The sequence below is a fragment of the Dyella dinghuensis genome, assembly GCF_003977615.1.
GTDB lineage: Bacteria > Pseudomonadota > Gammaproteobacteria > Xanthomonadales > Rhodanobacteraceae > Dyella_B > Dyella_B dinghuensis.
Map to the genome: position 1 here is coordinate 1 of NZ_RYZR01000005.1, position 20,826 is coordinate 20,826.

The window sequence follows — 20,826 nt, forward strand, 5'->3', positions numbered from 1 at the left end:
GTCGTCTTGCCGTGGTCCACGTGACCGATCGTGCCCACGTTCACGTGCGGCTTGGTGCGTTCGAATTTACCCTTTGCCATGAGCGCTAAATCCCGATGGAGTCAATGAGTGAAAGAAAAAATCTAACCTAAGGAAATCAAGCGAAACCCAACGGAGCCGCTTGTGATGGTGCTCATGACTGGAATCGAACCAGCGACCTCTTCCTTACCAAGGAAGTGCTCTACCGACTGAGCTACATGAGCATTGAAACTTGCAGCGACGAGATCAATGGAGCGGGAGACGGGAATCGAACCCGCACCATCAGCTTGGAAGGCTGAGGTTCTACCATTGAACTACTCCCGCCCTGCGCGGAACTCGTCTACCAGACCCTATTGGCAGATGAATCGCCGTTACGATCTGGTTTTCCAGCCTTGCCAATGGTTACCCGTGGCGATCAACTGGTGGAGGGAGGTGGATTCGAACCACCGAAGGCGTAAGCCAGCAGATTTACAGTCTGCCCCCGTTGGCCGCTTGGGTATCCCTCCAACAAAGAACGGCTATTGTGTGGATCGAGGCGTGATGTGTCAACACCTCGACCGGTCGAAACGGCCGGTTTTTCCGGATTTTCCCTGCGATCCTGACGCGCCTGTTCAGTCGTTTCCGGCGCCGCGCGTATCGACCAATTGCTCCATGCTCTTGGAGAGCTCAAGCAGATGCAGCGCTTTCTCTTGCAGACGACGTTCGTTGTCGTCGCGCGGCGTCCACGATGGCACCTGCGTGGGTTTGCCGTCGGGTTTATCGAGCGCAACAAACACCATGACGCAGCTGGTCGCCAGACGTTCTTCGCCGGTACGTAGATCGCGCGCCAAAACATCCACCGCCATCTGCATGCTCGATTTGCCGGTGTGAATGAGCTTCGCACGGACGCTAACCAGATCGCCGATAAGAATCGGTTTGACGAACTGGATGCCGCTGACTGCAGCCGTCACGCAATACGCACCGCTCCAGCCCACCGCACACGCATAACCAGCCTGATCGATCCACTTCATCACCATGCCGCCGTGCACTTTGCCGCCGAAATTGACATCGGTCGGTTGCGCCATAAAGCGGAACGTCACTTCGTGCTGCTGGCCTGACATGCGATCTCCCAAATGAGCGCAGCGAATCCAAGGGCGTGCATTATGCGCCTTTGCCTCGGCCATTCGGCAACGTCAGCACCATGGGCGTCGTAACCAGGCCCATGGGCGACGGTCGCTCACGCCCGGCCGCACGAAAACCCAGGCGTAAATAAACCGGCACGGCACAACGCGTTGCGTTGAGGGTGAAGCGTGGCGTGCCTGCACGACGTATCGCATCGCGCATCGTGCGCTCCCATAAACGCCGCCCTATGCCAAATCCTTGAAAGCGCGTACTCACAAAAAACTGGACTAGATGCGAGTCGTCACGCATCGCCGACACACCGACCAATACGCCGTCGATATAAGCAAGATGAAAGCGCTGCCCTTCGATGATTTTCTCGCGCAGCGACCGCGCGCTGCTGCGAGCGAGCAGCTCCTTGCCAACATGAAGCGACTGATCCGGAACGATCCAGCGCCGAACGAGGCGACGTATCAACAACCCCACCTCCCTTGCATCATCCGGGTGTGCGAGGCGCATGCGCAGTATCGGCTTGGACATGGGATTGATCGCCAGTAATGCCGCCAACATCCTCGCACGAAAAAGCCCCGTTTTTGCGGGGCTTTTTAGCGACAAACTTGGCAATTCCTTAAACGTTGAAGAGGAAGTGCAGCACATCCCCTTCCTTGACGATGTAATCCTTGCCTTCCTTGCGAAGACGACCCGCGGCGGCGGCGCCAGCCTCACCCTTGTATTGGATGAAGTCGCTGTAGGCGACCGTTTCGGCACGGATGAATCCACGTTCGAAGTCGGTGTGAATCACGCCCGCAGCTTGCGGTGCGGTCGAACCGGCTTTTACTGTCCAGGCACGTACTTCTTTGACGCCTGCCGTGAAGTACGTCTGCAAGCCGAGCAGCTTGTAACCCGCACGAATCACGCGATTGAGACCCGGCTCTTCCAAACCCAGATCCTTGAGAAATTCGTCGCGATCGGCGTCATCGAGCTGGGAAAGTTCTTCTTCAATCGCGGCGCAAACGGGCACGACCTCGGCACCTTCAGCTACCGCACGCTGACGCACGGCATCCAGATGCGGATTGTTTTCGAAGCCATCTTCGCGCACGTTGGCGATGTACATCAGCGGCTTGAGCGTAAGCAGGAAAAGGTCACGCACGAGCGCCTTTTCCTCGTCGTCCAGACCAAGGCTGCGGGCGGACTTGCCTTCGTTGAGACCTGCGGCAAGCTTCTGCAGAACGGGCTTTTTCGCCAACGCTTCCTTATCGTTCGCCTTCGCCGCGCGTTCCGCGCGATTGAGCGCCTTTTCGACCGAGTCGAGATCGGCCAACGCCAGTTCGGTATCGATGGTTTCGATGTCGGCGATGGGATCAACCTTGCCGGCCACGTGAATGATGTCGGTGTGCTCGAAGCAACGAACGACATGCGCAATCGCATCCACTTCGCGGATGTGCGAGAGGAACTTGTTGCCCAGGCCTTCGCCCTTCGACGCACCGGCAACCAGACCGGCGATATCGACGAATTCCACCGCCGTCGGCACCAGCTTTTGCGGCTTCACGATATCGGCAAGTTCATTCAAGCGCGGATCCGGCACGGGCACCACGCCGACGTTCGGTTCAATCGTGCAGAACGGGAAGTTCGCCGCAGCAATGCCCGCCTTGGTCAACGCGTTGAACAACGTGGATTTGCCGACATTAGGTAGGCCGACGATGCCGCATTTGATGCCCATGGTTTGAATCCGAAAGAGGTAATCGAAAATCGTGAAAGGAGAATAGTAAGACGGTGCGCGATGCGATCAACGTCTGCGTCCACTATTCCTTAGTTGTGTGAAGCTGTTGCATAGCCTTGTCGAACTGTCCATCGACGGCCAGCGGCAACACATCCAGCGCGCGTGCCACACCGTCGATCATGGCGTCTTCGTCTTTGACGGACGGACGACCCAGCACCCACGGCGTGACCTGATCGCGATGCCCCGGATGGCCAATGCCGATCCGCAAGCGGTGAAACTTGCCGTGCCCGAGGTGAGCGATGATGTCGCGCAGGCCGTTCTGGCCGCCGTGTCCACCATCGAATTTCATGCGCACGGTGCCGGCAGAAAGATCCAGGTCGTCGTGTGCGACCAGGCATTCGTCCGGTTCGATCTTGTAGTAGCGCAACGCGGATGCGACCGCGATGCCGCTCTTGTTCATGAATGTTGCTGGCTTGAGCAACCACACCGGCTCGCCGCCGATGCGCACTTTGCATGTCTCGCCATGCAGCTTGCCGTCGAGACCGAAACGCTCGCCCTGATCGCTTGCCAAGGCGTCAACAAACCAGAACCCGGCGTTGTGCCGGGTTCTGAGATATTCGGCACCGGGGTTACCCAGTCCGACAATGAGTCGCAAGCCTGCCATGGGCGAGATGACCGCAAGATCGGCCCCTCACCCTGCCCTCTCCCCAAAAGGGAGAGGGAAAAGTCAGGCGCCGTAGCGGCTTACTTCTTCGCATCCTTGGCGGGCGCTGCGGCAGCGTCGGCAGCCGGCTTGGCGGCTTCGCCTTCGGCACCTTCAGCCGGTGCTGCGTCGACTTCTTCCTGCACGGTCACAGCCGTGACCACCGGAACGTCGTGATCGGCGCCCAGATGCAACGCAACGATTTCCACGTCCTTCGGCAGCTTGAGCTCCGACAGGTGGACGATGTCGCCCGGCTTCAGGTCGGTCAGGTCGAGTTCGATGAACTCCGGCAGATCCTTCGGCAAGCAGGACACTTCCACTTCGTTGAGGTTGTGCGAGATGACCACACCAGCCGTTTTGCCGGCCGGGGACTTGTCCTGGTTGAGGAAGTGGATCGGCACATTCACGCGGATCGCTTCGTTCTCGTTGATGCGCAGGAAGTCCATGTGCAGCATCTGCTGCTTGAACGGATGCTTCTGCCAGTCACGCACCAGCACCTTCTGGGTCTTGCCGTCGACGTTGAGGTCGAGCACCGAGGAGAAGAACCACTCGTGCTTGGCGGCGAGCAGGATGGTGTTGTGCTCGATCTGGATGTTCTCCGGAGCGGCACCCGCACCGTAAACGACGGCTGGCACAAATGCCGTACGACGCAGGCGGCGGCTCGCACCTTTCCCCTGGTCCTTACGGCTCTGAGCCAGAATCTCATGAGTCTTAGCCATGTCAGTATTGCCTTGGTTTGGAAAACCGCCTCGCGGCGGCTGATTGGACTCTCCCGCGACCAGAAGAGCCGTATTGCCCGCTCGCGCGGACGGAAAAGTATTCAAGTATACAAGAAAATGCCGCATGGGGCCGAGCCTCGCGGCTTTAGCCCCTCTCCCCTCGGGAGAGGGGTTGGGGGAGGGTTCGGGCTTGCCGGGAGGTTGGATTTCTCGCTCCGGACGTACCCTCACCCGCCTGCCGGCACCCTCTCCCGGAGGGAGAGGGAATGCAAGCGTGGAGCCTAGCCTCGCGGCTTTAGCCCCTCTCCCCTCGGGAGAGGGGTTGGGGTGATGGTTCGGGCTTGCCGGGAAGTTGGATTCCCCGCTCAGAGCTACCCTCACCCGCCTGCCGGCACCCTCTCCCGGAGGGAGAGGGGATGCACGATTGGGCGATTGCCACTCTCCAAACGGAGAGGCGGCGCAGAATCAGTCGATGTAGAGCGAGCTGACCGATTCGCCGAAAGCGATACGGCGGATCGTCTCAGCCAGCAATTCGGCAACCGACAGCTGGCGGATCTTGGCGCACCCCTTCGCATCGTCACGCAGCGGAAGGGTGTTGGTGACGACCAACTGATCGAGCTGCGAGCCTTCGATATTGCGGATCGCCGCGCCAGAGAGCACCGGATGGACGCAATAGGCGACCACTTTGCGGGCACCGCGCTCCTTGAGAGCAGCAGCAGCGGCGCAGAGCGTGCCGGCGGTGTCGACGATGTCGTCCACCATCACGCAGGTCTTGCCGTCGACTTCACCGATGATGTTCATCACCGTCGCGACATTAGCCTTCGGACGGCGTTTATCGATGATCGCCAGATCGGCATCGTCCAAGCGCTTGGCGATGGCGCGGGCGCGGACCACACCGCCAACGTCCGGGCTGACTACAATCAAGTCGTCCATACTGTAGTTGCGCCAGATGTCGGCCAGCAGGATCGGCGAGGCGTAGACGTTGTCGACCGGGACGTCGAAAAAGCCCTGGATCTGGTCGGCATGCAGGTCGACGGTGAGGACACGATCGACGCCGGCCTTGCCGATCAGCTTGGCCACCAGCTTGGCGGTGATCGGCACACGCGCGGAACGCGGGCGACGGTCCTGGCGGGCGTAGCCGAAGTAAGGAATGACGGCGGTCACGCTGGCGGCGGAGGCGCGCTTCAGCGCATCGGCCAGGGCCAGCAATTCGAAGAGGTTCTCCGCGCTCGGCGCGCCCGTGGGCTGCAGGACGAACACTTCCTGGCGGCGCACGTTCTCTTCGATTTCGATCTGCACTTCGCCGTCGCTGAACTTGCCGACGAGCGCCTTGCCGAGCGGCACGCCCAGTCGATGGGCGACGTCTTCGGCCAAAGCACGGTGAGCGTTGCCGGTAAAGAGCATCGGGCTGGACGTGTCCACGGATGTTTCCTCAGAAACTAGCCATTGATGAATGGCTGGGGCGGTAGGATTCGAACCTACGCATGCGGGAATCAAAATCCCGTGCCTTAACCAGCTTGGCGACGCCCCAGTATTACTCGTTGTAGTTTGCTTCCTAATCAGGCCGTCGCGCCATGGCGCGATAGCGCCCGATGCAACGGTGACACCCCGACGCCCTCAGCCACCCAGGCTGTGAACGCGGCCGGACAGCGTCTTGCGACGGCCTCAGCCCGTTCGGGAGTTGCCGTTTCGAGGAAAACACAACCACTGCTGCCGGAGAGCCGCGCGTGGCCGTGGCTGCCGAGCCAGTCGAGCGCGGCGGCGACCCGAGGGTAGCGCTCGCGAACAATGGGCTCGAACACGTTTTCCAACGTTTCGCCGGAAGCAAAGGATGAAATTGTCGCCGGGGCCGCAATGCGTGTCAATTCAGTTGCTTGAAATAATTCGTCGCTTGACACGTTTGCGTGTGAGTCAAGTACGACATACCAGCGTTTGGGCAACGTGATCGATTTGAAGCGATCGACCGCGCCCGTCACCCATGCGGCGCGTCCACGCACAAATAGGGGCACGTCGTTGCCCAATGTTCTGCCAAGTTCTGCCAGCTCGTTCTGGTCGAGTCCGCATTTCCAAAGATGATTGAGCGCTACTAACACGGCGGCGGCAGTCGAACTCTCATCGCCAAGCCCGACATGCCGCGGAATACGCGGCTCGATGTCAATCTCGGCGCCTATGTTGATACCTGTGTGCGCACGCAACAGCACTGCAGCACGAAGAATCACGTCGTGTTCTTTTTCGCCATAACCCGTGCGATGACACAACTGATCGTCATCACGCACACGCAATCGAAGCTCATCACTCCAGTCGAGCAAACGCACAACGGATTGCCATTCGTCATGACCATCCTCATTCACGTCGAGCTTTCGCAAGAACAAATTCAGCTTTGCGGGTGCGGGCCAAACGGTCCACTCATGTGCCGCGGGTGCAGACAACTCGCGCGACATGAAAACACGCAATGCGTCAGGAAACCCGTTTTCACGATCCCGATCGCGCGCATAGGCAAACGCCGGGTCTCGTTTGTCGACAACAACGAAGCCGTGTTTTGCATAAAACGGCGCATTCCATGGCACATCCGCGAGCGTGCCCAGATCGACGCGGCGATAACCTGCCGATCTCGCCCATTCGCACGCACACTGCAACAAGGCCGCGCCGATACCTCGTTTGCTGTAGGCAGGCAGCACATCGATTTCGGCGATGCCGATGACATCGCCACCATGTTCCGTATCCAACCAGACAAAACCGACGGGATCATCGCTTTCCGCAACCCGCGCGACCCACACGAGTCCGCGCTGGATTGCTTCCTGAAGCATTTCCGGCGGAATAGATAGCGTCGCGTAAAACGGCCACGCAGGATGATCGCGAAACATCTGCACAGCGTTACGCTCAATCGCGCAGATGGCATCGACCTGAGTCGGAACCGCTCTCTCTATTTGAAATGACATGGGTGCTATCGCAGCCTGTTAGTGCACAAAAATGACGGGCAGCGAAGCATCGACAGGCGTCATTGCAAATTCCACGACTGGACGACGAGCTTCACCATGAAAGGGTTCTTCTGAGCGCGAATCAAAGTCGGCAACGGCGGTTTCTGCGTCGCGTCCCACGTGATGTAACTGACGCTCCAACCATCCTGCTGCAGCATCGAAAGCAGATGATCGTTGCCAAAACTCATGTCGGCATTCGAACCGCTGGCTCGCACGCCGAGCACCCAGGCGCGAAGTTCATCCAATGGCACATCCCAGCCCAGCGCCCGTTGCATCAGCGCCTCGGCGTTGGGGCCGCGTTGCGGGCCGCCATCCAGGCCTTCCAGCACAGCACCACCCGGCCCACCAGATAAGCGGAAACTTCTGCCGGTGATGGGCGCGCGCAGCTCGAATTCGTAGCGATCACCATTCTGCGTCCAGGTCAGATTGCCGCCACCGGCGTCACTCCCCGTCGACACAGCCAAACGCCCCACCAGCGTCCAGTGATTGGCACTGGCCAATTGCTGCTCACGCGCATCCTGTTGCGCGATCGACGTCGCATCGCCCTTGTTTCGAACGACCTGTTGCGGCACGCACGCAGCCAACAGCAGCGGCGCGGCCGCTACAAGAAAACGAAGGGAATATTTCATGGTTGAAGGCGCTTGATGGTTTCTTGAAGGTTGACGTTATGCGGATCGATGCGCCGCACTTCGTCGAAGATGCGTTGTGCTTGGTCGTGCTGCCCTGCTTTCCAGAGTACTTCACCAAGATGCACGCCGACGTCGGCATCTTTGCCGGACTGCCATGCAGCGCGAAGTACTTCGGCAGCCTGATCCAAATGACCAAGCCGATATTGCAACCAGCCCCACGAATCGGCGATGGAAGGATCATCCGGTTTTGCCGCGCGCGCCACCGAGATCAATTTCTCCGCCTCGGGCAAATCGCGGTTGGCATCGGCGAGCGTGAAACCCAGCGCATTGCTGGCATCGACGTCATTCGGTTTGATTTGCAGCAGGCGATGAAAATCGCCCACCGCCGAATCGATCTTGCCCATTTCGGCGTAAGCCAGACCGCGGCCATAAAGAAGATCCGGATCGTCGGGCACAACCTGCAACGCATGCGTGTACGCATTGATCGCTTCCGGATAGCGTTTTTCATGCATGTACAGATCGGCATCTACTTCATAAGCACGCCGCAATTGCGCCGGCTGATCGAGGTAATCGGTCTGCATTTCTGCCAACTGTTGATGCGCTTCGGCACTGCGCCCCAACGACTGCAACAGAATCGCGCTGCGAAGATCCGCGTCGAAGGCATGATCGTCGTCATCGGGAACCTGGTCATACCACTTCAGCGCATCTTCCTTGCGATCGAGCACCTCGGCGAGCTGGCCGAGCAAATAAGCGCTGGAATCGCGCACATCAGCGGGCGCTTGCGCGAGCTGCTTGTAGACTTCCGCGAGCGCTTTATCGTCTTTGGCATTCGCCGCCAGTGCAGCGCGCATCGCATAGGTCTGCGCGTTCTGCGGACCTTTCTCCAGCAATTGCGTCGCCTGCGCGTATTGACCGCTCTGGCCCAGCAACGAGGCATACGTCAGACGCAATCCGATGTTGGTGGGGTCTTTCCCCTGCGCCTCACGCAGAAGTGACAGGCCGCCGGTCTTGTCGCCATTGTCGAGCTTCAACTGCGCCGCCCATGCGTAGGTTTCGGCGGTACCGAAGCGTTTCATGGCTTCGTCGGCAATCTGCTGCGCATAGACGTGACGACCCAGCTGCTCGCCAAGCTGGCTCATCGCGAGCCATGCCTTGGGATCGGGCGGAAGCTTGTCGGGTGTCGCCAGGGTTTCCAGCAGGTGGGAAGCGAGCGCCGGATCGCGGCTGCCGATCAATACACGGCCGAACATGCGCCAGGCGTCTTTATCGCCACTGGCAAGCAGGATCGTCAGTTGCTGACGAGCCTCATCGGTTTGCCCCTGCTCTATCGCCAGCTCGGCACGCGCCTGCGCCAATTGCGAGGGAGACGCACCCAGCGCCTGCCAGCGGTTGATGGCGTTCTGCGCCGCGACCGGGTTATGCGTGGCGATCGCCAGGGCCGTGGCCTTGCCGGCGACATCAGGGTCCTTGGAGACCACCATCGCCTTGCCGTATGCCTGCGACGCCCTCTTGAGATCGGAGTCGGACAGCGCCAACTCACCGGCCAGCAGCTGGGTCAGAAGATCGTGGTCCGGATCCGGTGCCGGCAAGTCCACGCGCGCCAGGGGCTGCGGTGAAGTCGTTGATACGGCACCGCTTCGACCCTGCAGCGAGGCGCAGCCGGCCATGCTCAGCACAACCAACCCGCCGGCAACAAAATGCCGCATTTGCTTGAACTTGACCGTCCCGCTCAGCACACTATCTCTCCATCTCATCCGACGGTCCCGGTCATTCCGGCCACGCCTATTTTACGCCGGCCAACGCCTGCCGACTCCCATCGCATCTCGTCATGAAGCTGATTGCCCTCGGGCTTAACCACCTCACCGCGCCGGTCAGCCTGCGCGAAATGGTGGCGTTCGATGAAGATGCCACAAATGCGGCGTTGCGCGATCTGGCGATCCAACCTGGCGTGGATGAAGCGATGATCCTGTCCACCTGCAACCGCACCGAACTTTACGTAAGCGTAACGGCTGGCGCCGAGAACGTGCCGCAGGAATGGCTCAATCGTCACCATCATCTGACTCCGGGCAAGCTTGACGAGTTCCTTTATCGCCATGATGACGAAGCGGCTGTGAGGCATATGTTTCGGGTCGCTACCGGCCTGGACTCGATGGTGCTCGGCGAGCCGCAAATCCTCGGCCAGGTGAAAGACGCCTACCAGCAGGCCCGCGAAGCCCAGGCGCTGAAAACCTCGATGGACCGCCTCCTGCAACATACGTTTGCGGTAGCCAAGCGCGTACGTACGGACACCCGCATCGGCGCGCACACGGTGTCGGTGGCCTTTACGGCGGTGCGCCTGGCAGAACGCGTCTTTACGGATTTGCGACAGGCGTGCGTGTTGCTGATCGGCGCCGGAGACACCATCGAACTGGCGGTACGCCATCTGGCCGAAAAACAGGTCCGTCGCCTGATCGTCGCCAATCGCACGCTTGAAAATGCGCAGGAGCTTGCGAGCCGTCACGGCGGCTATGCCATCGCCCTGCAAGACCTGCCGCAGCATCTCGCCGAAGCGGATATCGTGATTTCTTCCACCGCCGCACGGCAACCCGTGCTGACGCGCACGATGGTCGAGAAAGCGATTGCCGCGCGCCGGCGCAAACCGATGTTCATGGTCGACATCGCCGTGCCGCGCGATATCGAACCCGCCGTCGGCGAACTCGACGACGTGTATCTCTACGGCATCGACGACCTGCGCCAGGTGATTGACGACAACCGCCGCTCACGCGAAAACGCAGCGCGCGAAGCCGATGCGATCATCGATCTGCAAGTCGAACGCTACATGGCGTGGCGTCGTGCGCTGACGGTGAAGAATCCCGCCGTGGATCTGCGCCTGCACGCCGAAACTTATCGCGACGAAGTGCTGGAAAAAGCGCGCGCGATGATTGCGCGCGGCAAATCGCCCGACGAAGCACTGGCGTTCCTCGCCAACACGCTGACCAACAAGTTGCTGCATCATCCCAGCGCACGTCTGCGCGAAGCGACATTGAGCGGTGATCACGACCTGCTCCACGCCGCCGGCCGTTTGTACGGTTTCGACGAAAAGCCCGAGACGAACGAGAACTAGCAAGGCGAAACGCCACTTGCCCGTTATCATGGGCTGCTATCACTCGTTCCATTCAGGGCACTGCTTTTGTCGATGACCCCTTCCATCCGCCGCAAACTCGAAGCCATTGCCGAGCGCCACGAAGAGATCGGGCTATTGCTCGGTCAGGCCGATGTGCTGGCCGACAACCATCGCTTCCGCGATCTCTCGCGCGAATACGCGCAGATCGAACCGGTCGCCGATGCCATGCGCGAGCAGACGCGCATCGAACGCGAGCTCGACGATGCGCGCGCCATGCTCGACGATCCGGATTTGCGCGACATGGCGGCCGACGATATCGGCCGCCTCGAATCCCGTGCAGCCGAGCTCGACGGCCATCTGCAACTGCTGCTGATTCCGAAGGACCCGCGCGACGAAGCCAATCTATTCCTCGAAGTGCGCGCTGGCTCCGGCGGCGACGAAGCCGCCATTTTTGCGGGCGATCTGTTCCGCATGTACACCCGCTTCGCCGAACGCCAGCGCTGGCAAGTCGAAGTGTTGAGCGAAAACCCCGGCGAACACGGTGGTTACAAAGAAATCGTGGCGCGCATCGAGGGCAAAGGCGCGTTCTCGCGCCTGAAATTCGAATCCGGCGTGCACTGCGTCAAGCGCGTGCCGGTGACTGAATCGCAGGGGCGCGTCCACACCTCCACGGCCACTGTCGCCGTGCTGCCCGAGCTGGACGAAATCGAAGAAATCGACATTTCCCCCGCCGACCTGAAAATCGATACCTTCCGGGCCTCCGGCGCAGGCGGCCAGCACGTCAACAAGACCGACTCGGCCATCCGCATCACCCACCTGCCCAGCGGCATCGTCGTGGAGTGCCAGGACGAGCGCAGCCAGCACAAGAACCGCGCCCGCGCGATGAGCCTGCTGAAAGCCCGGCTGCTTGACGAAGCTCAATCCAAACAGACCGCCGAGCAGGCGCAGTCACGGCGTCTGCAGGTCGGCACGGGCGACCGCAGCCAGCGCATTCGCACCTACCGCTACAAAGACAGCCTGGTCACCGATCACCGTATTGGCCTGGACCTGTACCGCCTGCCGGAAATCATGCAAGGCGACCTGGACGAGCTTTTGACGACCCTGGCGCGCGAACATCAGGCAGACGAACTGAAATCACTGTCCGGTGGTTAAAAAGCGAGTAAGAAGTCCCAGAGCGCGCTACTCTTGAAGCCGTCTGTAGGGGGAATCGAGTCACCTTGTCTGATCCGCCATTCCGGCACGCGCCGGAGTGAGGGAGCGAGTGTGAGGTCCTTCGCGACATTCGTGCCGTGCTCGCCATGACTTTCTCACTCGTTTCCTGACATGACAGAAGCTCCGCCAAACGACATCGCTGCGACACTGCAACGGCTCAATGAACTGCTGCAGCGTGACGCCAATGAAGAAGCGGTACAGCTCGCGGCCGGTTCGCGGCGCCTGTATCCCGTTTCGGCAGAACTCATCCACCTACACGGCATCGCGCTTTTGCGCCTTGGACGCCGGCGCGATGCGCAGCTGGCGCTGAATCGCGCTGCGGAACTTGCGCCCGGCAATATCGAACTGCAATGCAACCTGGCCAGCCTTTCGCTGGCGGACGGTAAGCCCGGCGCTGCCATCGAGCGGCTTCAAAGAGTACTCGCCGCAACCCCCGGACATCCGGCGGTGCTGCAATCACTCGGCGCAGCTTTCATGACAACCGGCCAGTTTGTACAGGCACGCGATGCATTCGCGCTGGCAGCCAAAACACTTCCGCAGCAGCCAGCGATCCGAGTCAACCTGGCCACGGCAGAAATGGAACTGGGCCGCATGACGGAAGCGGAGCAGCAGTTGCGCGAAGCGCTTCGGCAAGACCCATCCTTCGACGTAGCGCACGCGCTGCTCGGTCACATGATGCATCTGCAAAGCCGGCCGCACGAAGCAGCAGCGGCATTGCTCCGAGCCAGCAAGCTCGCACCGAAGAACGCGCAATACATGTTTCAGGCCGCGTTGATGCTGGATGAAGCCGGCGATCTTTCCGCCGCCAATGCAGCCTTCGCCGACTCGCTCTCGCGCGGGCCGACTTCGGTCCCCACGATGGGTCAACTGCTTTTCACCCGGCGCCGGCTTTGTCGTTGGAAAGGCATCGATGGACTCAGTGAACGCGTCATGCGCGCTGTAGCACAGGGCGAGCCTGGCGTTCATCCCTTTGTGTTTCAAGCCGAAGAAAGCGATGCCGCGCAACAGTTGCGTTGCGCCACCACGTACGCGAACAGGATCGATGAGCACGTCGGCGCGTTCCGCAAACAGCTTAATCTGCGCTACCCAATACCGTTACCAGACAGCCCGATTCGAGTCGGCATGATTTCCGATGGCTTCCACGAAACAGCCGTAGGACACCACATCGTTGGCTTGATCGAAGCGCTGGCCGATAGCGATTTGGACATCCATTTGTTTGCCACCACGCCGGACGATGGCAGCGTCATTCGCCGACGCCTGTCTGCCGCGGTGACGCTGCACGATGTGTCGAAGCTCAATCGCAAGCAGTTCGTCGAGCTTGTGCACGGCGGCGCGATTGAAATCCTGTTCGATTTAAACGGCTATCACGCTCGCGGCAATTCCGAACTGATGGCGTTGCGCACCGCGCCCGTCCAGGTGAACTGGCTCGGATACACCGGGAGTTCCGGTGCAAGCTGGGCAGACTATCTGTTGTCGGATGCCGTCGTATTGCCGTCGGAACTGCGCCAGCACGTCACCGAAAAAGTGATCCGATTGCCGCGTTGCGCGCAACCGAGCGACCCGGCTCGCAGAGGCGGCCAGACACCTTCACGTGCGGAATGTGGTTTGCCTGAAAACGGTGTTGTCTTCGCGACGTTCTGCGAAACCTACAGCATCAATCCAGCTGTCTTTGCGCGCTGCATGTTGATCCTGCAACAAGTGCCCGACAGCGTGCTGTGGTTGCTCAGCGGCCCCGCCGATGCGGACGATCGCTTGCGTCAAGCGGCCAAGGCGCTGGATGTTGCACCGGAACGTCTGGTGTTCATGCCGCGCATGCCCTATGAGGATTATCTGGCGCGCTACGCGCACGTGGATCTCTTCTTGGACACGCTGCCCATCAACTGTCGCGGCGCGGCATCCGATGCGCTTTGGGCAGGTTGTCCGGTGCTCACGCGCTCGGGCGAAACCATGGCCGGACGCACCGTAACCAGTTTGTTGCATCACCTGGGCCTGCCTGAATTGATCGCCGCCGACGCCGTGTCCTTTATCGGCATGGCCACGGCACTTGGCACGGACCCGGAAGCGCTGGCGACCGTACGACGCCATCTTGCTGAGGAACGCGCAAAGAATGCACTGTTCGACATGAAGGGATTTGCCGCAGACTTCCGTCGCGCCGTTCGTGCCATCAGCGCACGCCATCGCATTGGTCGACCGCCCACCGATCTGGACGTGTAATCTTGGGCTGAACTTGTCGCTTGGGAGAGAACCCATGAGCAAGCAGGACAAGCAATACAACAAGCGGATTGAAGAGCTTCAGCTGGAGCTTGCAGGCTTGAATCGCTGGCTGCACGAAAGCGGCAAACGCCTGTTGGTGATCTTTGAAGGCCGCGATGCGGCCGGCAAAGGCGGCACGATCAAGCGCATCACCGAAAGCATGGATACGCGCGGCTATCGCATCGCCGCACTCGGCAAGCCTGACGAAGTGGAAGCCGGACAATGGTATTTCCAGCGCTACGTTGCACATCTTCCCGCGGCTGGCGAAATGGTGCTGTTCGATCGCAGCTGGTACAACCGCGCTGTGATCGAACCGCTAATGGGCTTTTGCACCAAGGCGCAATACGAAGCGTTTCTCGACGCCGTGCCCGCGTTCGAAAAGTTGCTGACCGACGACGGCATCATCGTGCTGAAGTATTGGCTTACCGTCGATCAGAAAGAACAGGAAAAACGTTTTGCCGACCGTGCCGACGATCCGCTCAAGCGGTGGAAGCTTTCGCCTGTCGACATTGCGACGCGCTCGAAGTACGCCGAGCTTGGCGAACTGCGCAACAAGATGATTGCGCGCACGCATACGTCCAACGCGCCGTGGTTTCTGGTCGACTTCAACAGTCAGAAACGCGGACGCATAAATCTGATTCAGCACCTGCTGGAGCATGTGTCACGTCACGAAACACCCATACCGCGCGTCAAGCTCAAACCGCTCAAAGGCAAGCCCAAGCACGAGAATGTCAAAGACAAAGCGCTTTGGGTGCCCGATACGTTCGGCGAGTAATGCGATTCAAGGCGCAGTATCACGAGACGGCAAATCCGGCAGGAACATCGTCGTCGTACTCAGAACGCACAACGTCATCCACACGTGCCGCAGGTGGCCCTTGCCACAACCATTGCTCCAGCTCATCCACGGCGGCCGCGTCGCCGCACGCAACAACGTCGACGCGGCCATCCGGCAGATTTCTCGCATAGCCGCGAAGCTTGAGCCTCAACGCTTCGTTGCGCGCACTGGCGCGAAAGAACACGCCTTGCACTTTGCCGGTCACGAGAAAACGTGCGCTCATCACGGCATCAATGACCGATGGCTGCACTCAGCAACGCCGACGTGATCGGCCCGGTGAAATGCTTTGCAACTTTGCCGTCCGGACCAATGAGGTAGGTTGTCGGCAGACCCAGCGGTTCGTCGAAATCCTTCAGCGGCTTGTCCATCGTGACCTGGGCGATCGGATAAACGACGGCGTGTTTCGCCATGAACGCGCGAATATCCGCCGCTTCGGTATCGTCATAGGCGATGCCGATCGCACTGACGTTCGGATGCGTGGCGACGAAGTGCGAGATATCCGGCATTTCCTTGATGCAAGGCACACACCACGTCGCCCAGAAATTCACGATGACCCAGTGACCGCGCTGCGTGGCCAGGTCATACGGCTTGCCATCGAGCGTTGTCACCTTGAGCGACGGTTGCACGGGCATGGCGGCATAAACAGGGGATGCCAGCGCCATAGCAGCCAGCAGTAGTGATGACGCAAACCACTTCATGTTTCAGTTTCCTGGGGTTGGGGAGCAGGTGAAGCACGCAGAGGATAAACCTTGTCCAGCCGTGCACCCAAGGTTGCGCCGAGGGACTGCGCCAGCTTGGTCAGCAGCGCAAGAAGTTCCGGCGGAAGCTCGATATGCGACGCCGCCAGTTGCTCCACCGGATTCAATGGCAGGCGATAACCGCTATGGCGATAGACATGCAGCAGATCGGTGCTATCCAAACTGCGAGAGAGCAGCCAGCCTCCGGATTCGCTACGCCGAATCACATCGGCGCTCGACAAATCGTTGAAGTATGCGGCGATCGACGTGCTGCGCAAATTCGGCTCGGCCGCGCGAACGGTGGCTGTATCCAGCACAAGCCCTGCGCGCTGCGCATCCACGAAATGACGCAAAACGGCAAGCAACCCCAGAAATTCCGAACCTTCCGGCAGTACATCGCATGGCGCCTGATATTCAAACGCAGAAATGGACGCCGCCACCGACGCACAAAGAATGACGATGATCCACGACAGATAGATCCACAACAGCAGCAAGGGAATGATCGCTAGCGCACCATAGATCTGCTGATAATTCTGCGCATGCATCACGTAGTGGGTAAAACCCCATCGCGCCAGTTCGAACAAAATCGCACCGAGCAATGCACCGATGGCCGTATGTTTCTTGTTCACCCGGCGATTGGGCACCGTCGTATACATCAGCCACAGCGTGAAAAACGTCACGATAAATGGCAGTCCTTTCAACAGTTGCTGCACGATGCCCAACTGTTGCCCCGCATCCGCGAGCATCGGAATGGCTGCCACATAAGACATGGCGGCGATGCCGCCGACAACGAGGATCGGCCCCAGCGTCAGTGCCGCCCAATACAACAAAAGGCGCGGCCCCCACGGCCGGTGACGTTGCACCTGCCAGATGCGATTGAGCCTGTCTTCGATGCTGGTCATCATCGACACGGCACTGAACAGCATCACCAGTATGCTTATACCGGTGAGCTTGCGTGCATTGGTCGAAAAGTCACTGAGCGCGTTCTGCACCACATCGCCGGCAGTCGGGACAAAATTGCTGAAGACGAAATTGACCAAGGTGTCGCGTTGCGATTCAAACATCGGGAATGCGGCAAACATCGCCAGCATCGCCACCGTCAGCGGCACCAATGAAACCAGCGTGGTGTAGGACAGCGCACCGGCCGTCTCGAAGCACTTGTCGTCGAGGAAGCGCTGCCAGAGGAAATGGCCGAAGTTCAGGGTGCGGTCGCGATTGAAGCGCAAATTCATAAGTGCGAAGGATGCTCTTCCCTGGTGTCGCCCGTACACTACCCCATCCTATGTGAACGCCCAAAGCGCATGAGCGACATTCTGGTTCTCTACTACAGCCGTTCCGGCCATACCGCACAGCTCGCCCGGCTGATCGCGCGCGGCGTCGAAGAGGTTCCAGGCATGCGCGCACGCCTGCGCCAGGTACCCCCGGTGGCTCCGGTCACCGAGGTGGCCCAGCCGCCGGAACCGGAGGACGGTGCGCCCTACGTCACCAAGCAGGACCTGCACGATTGCGTGGGTCTGGCACTGGGCAGCCCTACCCGCTTCGGCAACATGGCCGCGCCGTTGAAATACTTCCTGGATTGCACCGGCGCCGAGTGGGCCAGTGGTGCGCTGGTCGGAAAACCGGCCGCCGTGTTTACCGCCACCAGCAGCATGCATGGGGGTCAGGAATCGACCTTGATCAGCATGTCGCTGCCACTGCTCCATCACGGCATGCTGTTGCTTGGCATTCCGTACACGGAACCGGCGCTCAGTCACACGACCAGTGGCGGCACGCCTTATGGCGCAAGTCACGTCACCGGCGCGAAAGGTGATAACGCCATCAGCGAGCACGAACGCGAACTCGCGCGTGCGCTTGGTAAACGCTTGGCCGTTGTCGCGCGTAAACTGGCGGCGAACGCGTGAGCACGCCGCTGCCTCCGATCTACCGCATCGGCCTTGCTGCGTGGGCTGTTTTGATCGTGCTGCAATGCGCGTGGTACGCATGGTTGTTTCCGCCGCAGAGCATGTCCGTGTGGACAGCCCTGGCCATTACCGTAGTGCCCCTGCTGTTGCCGCTGCTCGCGCTTCGCAATGTACGCCGTGCGCTGCTGTGGGTCGGCATCCTCAGCCTGTTCTATTTTTGTCACGGCGTGGCAGAAAGCTGGAGTTCGTCGCAAGAACGCTGGCTTGCACTGTTTGAAATTCTGCTGACGTTGCTGATCATCGGCGCGCTCGGCGCGGGTGTGAAACACAAGCCCACGGCAAGCGCCAGCTAACCGAACACCACCATGCTCTGGCGGCTCAGCGCGATGGGTTGTGCGCCCGGCCCCCAGAGCATCACTTGCTGACTGGTGTAACCGTCTTGCGCGGCCTGCAGCGTTGCATCGACGCGCCAATTGTTTAGCGGCAAGCCGCGGCTATCGCCGAACAGTTCCAGCATCCACGAGAGCGAACTGCCTGGCGCGGGTTTGTCGAGCATCGACAACGCGACCGGCGGGATGAAATCGGCAAAAGCCAGAACATGCGCTTCGTCAGCGACACCATCGTCCTTGAGCGATAGCTCGATCACCTGCTCCGTCTTCGTGCTGCCGGAAAATGGAATATCGCCCTGCAACCAGCGCGCTTCAAACTGCTGGGTGAATTGAGGCAGCAAGCCCGGCACATAGCGAAGCACATGCGGCTTCGCCATCGCCTCTACGACGGGTTGTATCGGCAACAAGCGCAACGCCGATTCGCGTGGCGCGCCAAAGATGCCTATCACCAGACATGCAGTCTCATCGCCATCGAGCAGGCGCGCCTCGATCTGCGTGACGCTTTTGCCCTGACGCAACACTTTCGCCGCGATTTTCACTGGACCGGCGGGAACGGGCGCAATGAACGCCACCTGCAAGCTGCGCAAGGGCACATCCGCGGATACGAGCGAACGCATGGCGCGCAAAGCCATCGCGGCCTGGATGCCGCCAAAGGCACTGCGGCCTTGCATCCAATCTTCGTCGAGCGAACCCGTCCACGTTTCGCCGTCGCGGCGGATGTTATTCAGTGTTTCGGAAAATCGCATGTTTTTGCCTCCGCGCGTATCCGGTCATGCTAACGGATGACTGCGACAGCGTGCAGCAAGCCATGCTGTGCCTATACTTGATCCAAGGCTCGAGCAAGGTGGCTGTCATGGGATTTCTGCAAGACGCTCCGCAACTGGCTCATCCGCATCGCAGCGACCGGTTGTTGATCGCTTTGCTCGACCGTGCCTTTCCGTCCAAACGCCGCAAGGCACTCGATGCCGATCTCGACGCGCTGGGCGATTACGCGCAGATGGCATGGGAACGCGCCAGTCGCAGCGCACGCCGCAAACCGATCCTTACTCAATGGGATGCATGGGGCCGACGTGTCGATCGCGTTGAATTGACTACTGCGTGGATGGAAGGCCCGCAGCTCACCACGCGTCACAGCATTCTCGCGTCGGGACACGAAAATCACGAACATGCGCGACTGGAAGAATTCACGCGCGCTTACGTCTATCACCTTGCGAGCGAGTTCTACACCTGCCCCCTGGCGATGACGGATGGCGCCGCGACGGCCATCAAGGCATCTGGCAATAAAACGCTCATCGATCGCGCGTTGCCGCATTTTCTCAGCCGCGACGCGCAAAACTTCTGGCTGTCCGGACAATGGATGACCGAGAACGCCGGCGGCTCGGATGTCAGCCATACCGAAACCGTGGCCGTGCAGGATGCCGAAGGTCAATGGCGTTTGTATGGCCGCAAATGGTTCAGCTCTGCGGTCGTCGGCGAAGCGGCATTGGCGCTGGCGCGCCCGGAAGGTTCGGGAACGGGGGCCGCCGCACTCGCGCTGTTTTACGTCGAAACGATGAACGGCGACGAGCGCAAGCCGGAACTGATGATCGATCGCCTGAAAGACAAACTCGGCACACACGAATTGCCGACTGCGGAAATTCATCTCGACGGTCTGCTCGCATGGCCGCTCGGCGAACTTGCGCACGGCGTGCGGCAAGTCGCGCCCATGCTCAACGTGACACGCACGTGGAACGCGATCTGCGCCGTCGCCAGCATGTCGCGCGCGATCAGCCTGGTGCGTGATTACGCGGCACGGCGGCAGGCATTTGGCCGTCCGTTGATCGAACAACCGCTACATGCGCAAACGATTGCCGATATGCAAGCCGAATTCGAAGGCGCCTTCGCGCTGGCCTTCGAAGTCGCCTACCTGCTCGGCCGCGTCGAACAGAATGCCGCGACGTTGCAGGAAACCGCATCGCTGCGCCTGCTCACGCCGCTTGCGAAATTATGGACCGGCAAGATGGCCGTGAACCTGTGCTCCGAAGCGCTGGAATGCTTTGGAGGCGCCGGTTACATCGAAGACACGGGCCTGCCGCAATTGCTGCGCGACGCGCAGGTGTATGCGATCTGGGAGGGCACCACCAACGTGCTGTCGCTCGACAGCCTGCGTGCGCTCGCCGGCAACAACAGCTTTGCGGCGTTGCGCAAGGTGATCAGCGGATGGCTGGGCGATGCGCACAACGCGCAGGCGGCCTTCGCCGTGCATGCAGCACTGGATGCCGCCGCCACACATATGGACGCGCAAAAACTCGAACGCAACGTGCTGGAAGCCGGCGCTCGCGGCATCGCTATATCGCTGGCCCGCTGTGCTGCGGCGGCCCTGATGGCACGCCAAGCCGCTTGGTCCTCGGCACGCGGCGACGAGCGTCCGGCGGCGGCATTGCGCCGTTTCCTGGGCCATGGCCTGCTGCGCCTGTCCGATATCAATGGGGAAGATACCCGCCTGCTGACGGAGTAATGCCGACAGCGGCGTCATCGTCCGGCTAAAATAT

General features: G+C 60.3%; 20 protein-coding genes and 4 tRNA genes. 7 read left to right on the forward strand and 17 right to left on the reverse strand.

Annotated elements, in window-relative coordinates:
* Positions 1 to 166: 166 nt before the first annotated feature.
* The 13 genes from EKH79_RS07435 to EKH79_RS07495 form a co-directional block, all read right to left on the reverse strand.
* Positions 167 to 242 (reverse strand) — tRNA-Thr (locus EKH79_RS07435).
* A 26-nt stretch (positions 243 to 268) separates the two neighbouring features.
* Positions 269 to 342, reverse strand: a tRNA-Gly gene (locus EKH79_RS07440).
* Between the two features lie 96 nt (positions 343 to 438).
* Positions 439 to 524 (reverse strand) — tRNA-Tyr (locus tag EKH79_RS07445).
* Between the two features lie 105 nt (positions 525 to 629).
* On the reverse strand, positions 630 to 1,118 hold the full coding sequence (locus tag EKH79_RS07450; RefSeq protein WP_126673180.1) for an acyl-CoA thioesterase: 489 nt from the start codon (positions 1,116 to 1,118) through the stop codon (positions 630 to 632).
* Between the two features lie 40 nt (positions 1,119 to 1,158).
* A complete protein-coding gene (locus tag EKH79_RS07455) occupies positions 1,159 to 1,656 on the reverse strand; it encodes a GNAT family N-acetyltransferase (RefSeq protein WP_126673181.1) in 498 nt (165 codons plus the stop codon).
* 88 nt (positions 1,657 to 1,744) lie between these two features.
* Positions 1,745 to 2,836, reverse strand: coding sequence for a redox-regulated ATPase YchF (ychF, locus tag EKH79_RS07460; RefSeq protein WP_126673182.1), 1,092 nt, complete (start codon positions 2,834 to 2,836; stop codon positions 1,745 to 1,747).
* A gap of 82 nt (positions 2,837 to 2,918) precedes the next feature.
* Entirely contained in the window at positions 2,919 to 3,500 is a 582-nt protein-coding gene (gene pth, locus EKH79_RS07465) for an aminoacyl-tRNA hydrolase (protein ID WP_126673183.1), read from the reverse strand.
* Between the two features lie 80 nt (positions 3,501 to 3,580).
* On the reverse strand, positions 3,581 to 4,258 hold the full coding sequence (locus EKH79_RS07470) for a 50S ribosomal protein L25/general stress protein Ctc (RefSeq protein ID WP_126673184.1): 678 nt from the start codon (positions 4,256 to 4,258) through the stop codon (positions 3,581 to 3,583).
* A 465-nt stretch (positions 4,259 to 4,723) separates the two neighbouring features.
* Positions 4,724 to 5,662, reverse strand: coding sequence for a ribose-phosphate diphosphokinase (locus tag EKH79_RS07475; RefSeq protein WP_126673834.1), 939 nt, complete (start codon positions 5,660 to 5,662; stop codon positions 4,724 to 4,726).
* A gap of 50 nt (positions 5,663 to 5,712) precedes the next feature.
* Positions 5,713 to 5,789, reverse strand: a tRNA-Gln gene (locus EKH79_RS07480).
* A gap of 28 nt (positions 5,790 to 5,817) precedes the next feature.
* Positions 5,818 to 7,197, reverse strand: a complete 1,380-nt coding sequence (ispE, locus tag EKH79_RS07485; protein WP_126673185.1) for a 4-(cytidine 5'-diphospho)-2-C-methyl-D-erythritol kinase — start codon at positions 7,195 to 7,197, stop codon at positions 5,818 to 5,820.
* Positions 7,198 to 7,256: 59 nt separating this feature from the next.
* Positions 7,257 to 7,865 (reverse strand): lipoprotein insertase outer membrane protein LolB, encoded by a 609-nt coding sequence (gene lolB / locus EKH79_RS07490; RefSeq protein WP_126673186.1) that lies wholly within the window; start codon positions 7,863 to 7,865, stop codon positions 7,257 to 7,259.
* Positions 7,862 to 9,571, reverse strand: coding sequence for a tetratricopeptide repeat protein (locus tag EKH79_RS07495; RefSeq protein WP_425478492.1), 1,710 nt, complete (start codon positions 9,569 to 9,571; stop codon positions 7,862 to 7,864). The genes lolB and EKH79_RS07495 overlap by 4 nt, the downstream gene beginning before the upstream one ends.
* A 122-nt stretch (positions 9,572 to 9,693) precedes the next feature.
* Between EKH79_RS07495 and hemA the strand changes: the two genes are divergently transcribed.
* From hemA to ppk2, 4 genes are all read left to right on the forward strand, one after another.
* Positions 9,694 to 10,968: a glutamyl-tRNA reductase gene (hemA, locus tag EKH79_RS07500; protein WP_126673187.1), complete on the forward strand. Its 1,275-nt coding sequence runs from the start codon at positions 9,694 to 9,696 to the stop codon at positions 10,966 to 10,968.
* Between the two features lie 72 nt (positions 10,969 to 11,040).
* Positions 11,041 to 12,120 carry a peptide chain release factor 1 gene (gene prfA, locus EKH79_RS07505; protein WP_126673188.1) on the forward strand — a complete coding sequence of 360 codons (1,080 nt, stop codon included), beginning with the start codon at positions 11,041 to 11,043 and terminating at the stop codon, positions 12,118 to 12,120.
* A 171-nt stretch (positions 12,121 to 12,291) separates the two neighbouring features.
* Complete coding sequence (locus EKH79_RS07510; protein ID WP_126673189.1) at positions 12,292 to 14,394, forward strand: O-linked N-acetylglucosamine transferase, SPINDLY family protein; 2,103 nt, start codon at positions 12,292 to 12,294, stop codon at positions 14,392 to 14,394.
* A gap of 34 nt (positions 14,395 to 14,428) precedes the next feature.
* Positions 14,429 to 15,208 carry a polyphosphate kinase 2 gene (ppk2, locus tag EKH79_RS07515; protein WP_126673190.1) on the forward strand — a complete coding sequence of 260 codons (780 nt, stop codon included), beginning with the start codon at positions 14,429 to 14,431 and terminating at the stop codon, positions 15,206 to 15,208.
* Positions 15,209 to 15,227: 19 nt separating this feature from the next.
* Here ppk2 and EKH79_RS07520 read toward each other — a convergent pair whose 3' ends face one another.
* The 3 genes from EKH79_RS07520 to EKH79_RS07530 are packed head-to-tail and all read right to left on the reverse strand — an operon-like array spanning position 15,228 to position 17,237.
* Positions 15,228 to 15,494 carry an acylphosphatase gene (locus tag EKH79_RS07520; RefSeq protein WP_199754231.1) on the reverse strand — a complete coding sequence of 89 codons (267 nt, stop codon included), beginning with the start codon at positions 15,492 to 15,494 and terminating at the stop codon, positions 15,228 to 15,230.
* A gap of 4 nt (positions 15,495 to 15,498) precedes the next feature.
* Positions 15,499 to 15,966, reverse strand: coding sequence for a TlpA family protein disulfide reductase (locus tag EKH79_RS07525; protein WP_126673192.1), 468 nt, complete (start codon positions 15,964 to 15,966; stop codon positions 15,499 to 15,501).
* Complete coding sequence (locus EKH79_RS07530) at positions 15,963 to 17,237, reverse strand: YihY family inner membrane protein (protein WP_126673193.1); 1,275 nt, start codon at positions 17,235 to 17,237, stop codon at positions 15,963 to 15,965. Before EKH79_RS07530 ends, EKH79_RS07525 begins: the two co-directional genes overlap by 4 nt.
* Before the next feature lie 69 nt (positions 17,238 to 17,306).
* Here EKH79_RS07530 and wrbA point away from each other — a divergent pair, with 69 nt between their 5' ends.
* Positions 17,307 to 17,906, forward strand: coding sequence for an NAD(P)H:quinone oxidoreductase (gene wrbA / locus EKH79_RS07535; protein WP_126673194.1), 600 nt, complete (start codon positions 17,307 to 17,309; stop codon positions 17,904 to 17,906).
* Positions 17,903 to 18,259, forward strand: a complete 357-nt coding sequence (locus EKH79_RS07540) for a DUF2069 domain-containing protein (RefSeq protein ID WP_126673195.1) — start codon at positions 17,903 to 17,905, stop codon at positions 18,257 to 18,259. Before wrbA ends, EKH79_RS07540 begins: the two co-directional genes overlap by 4 nt.
* Here the strand turns inward: EKH79_RS07540 and EKH79_RS07545 are convergent.
* Positions 18,256 to 19,041, reverse strand: coding sequence for an acyl-CoA thioesterase (locus EKH79_RS07545; protein WP_126673196.1), 786 nt, complete (start codon positions 19,039 to 19,041; stop codon positions 18,256 to 18,258). The genes EKH79_RS07540 and EKH79_RS07545 overlap by 4 nt on opposite strands.
* 107 nt (positions 19,042 to 19,148) lie before the next feature.
* Here EKH79_RS07545 and EKH79_RS07550 point away from each other — a divergent pair, with 107 nt between their 5' ends.
* On the forward strand, positions 19,149 to 20,792 hold the full coding sequence (locus EKH79_RS07550) for an acyl-CoA dehydrogenase family protein (protein WP_126673197.1): 1,644 nt from the start codon (positions 19,149 to 19,151) through the stop codon (positions 20,790 to 20,792).
* Positions 20,793 to 20,826: the final 34 nt, after the last annotated feature.

Bases quoted from the DNA above. Each gene is read 5' to 3' on its own strand.
- EKH79_RS07450 (WP_126673180.1), bottom strand. From the start codon at position 1,118: ATGTCAGGCCAGCAGCACGAAGTGACGTTCCGCTTTATGGCGCAACCG.
- EKH79_RS07455 (WP_126673181.1), bottom strand. From the start codon at position 1,656: ATGTCCAAGCCGATACTGCGCATGCGCCTCGCACACCCGGATGATGCA.
- ychF (WP_126673182.1), bottom strand. From the start codon at position 2,836: ATGGGCATCAAATGCGGCATCGTCGGCCTACCTAATGTCGGCAAATCC.
- pth (WP_126673183.1), bottom strand. From the start codon at position 3,500: ATGGCAGGCTTGCGACTCATTGTCGGACTGGGTAACCCCGGTGCCGAA.
- EKH79_RS07470 (WP_126673184.1), bottom strand. From the start codon at position 4,258: ATGGCTAAGACTCATGAGATTCTGGCTCAGAGCCGTAAGGACCAGGGG.
- EKH79_RS07475 (WP_126673834.1), bottom strand. From the start codon at position 5,662: ATGCTCTTTACCGGCAACGCTCACCGTGCTTTGGCCGAAGACGTCGCC.
- ispE (WP_126673185.1), bottom strand. From the start codon at position 7,197: ATGTCATTTCAAATAGAGAGAGCGGTTCCGACTCAGGTCGATGCCATC.
- lolB (WP_126673186.1), bottom strand. From the start codon at position 7,865: ATGAAATATTCCCTTCGTTTTCTTGTAGCGGCCGCGCCGCTGCTGTTG.
- EKH79_RS07495 (WP_425478492.1), bottom strand. From the start codon at position 9,571: ATGCGGCATTTTGTTGCCGGCGGGTTGGTTGTGCTGAGCATGGCCGGC.
- hemA (WP_126673187.1), top strand. From the start codon at position 9,694: ATGAAGCTGATTGCCCTCGGGCTTAACCACCTCACCGCGCCGGTCAGC.
- prfA (WP_126673188.1), top strand. From the start codon at position 11,041: ATGACCCCTTCCATCCGCCGCAAACTCGAAGCCATTGCCGAGCGCCAC.
- EKH79_RS07510 (WP_126673189.1), top strand. From the start codon at position 12,292: ATGACAGAAGCTCCGCCAAACGACATCGCTGCGACACTGCAACGGCTC.
- ppk2 (WP_126673190.1), top strand. From the start codon at position 14,429: ATGAGCAAGCAGGACAAGCAATACAACAAGCGGATTGAAGAGCTTCAG.
- EKH79_RS07525 (WP_126673192.1), bottom strand. From the start codon at position 15,966: ATGAAGTGGTTTGCGTCATCACTACTGCTGGCTGCTATGGCGCTGGCA.
- EKH79_RS07530 (WP_126673193.1), bottom strand. From the start codon at position 17,237: ATGAATTTGCGCTTCAATCGCGACCGCACCCTGAACTTCGGCCATTTC.
- wrbA (WP_126673194.1), top strand. From the start codon at position 17,307: ATGAGCGACATTCTGGTTCTCTACTACAGCCGTTCCGGCCATACCGCA.
- EKH79_RS07545 (WP_126673196.1), bottom strand. From the start codon at position 19,041: ATGCGATTTTCCGAAACACTGAATAACATCCGCCGCGACGGCGAAACG.
- EKH79_RS07550 (WP_126673197.1), top strand. From the start codon at position 19,149: ATGGGATTTCTGCAAGACGCTCCGCAACTGGCTCATCCGCATCGCAGC.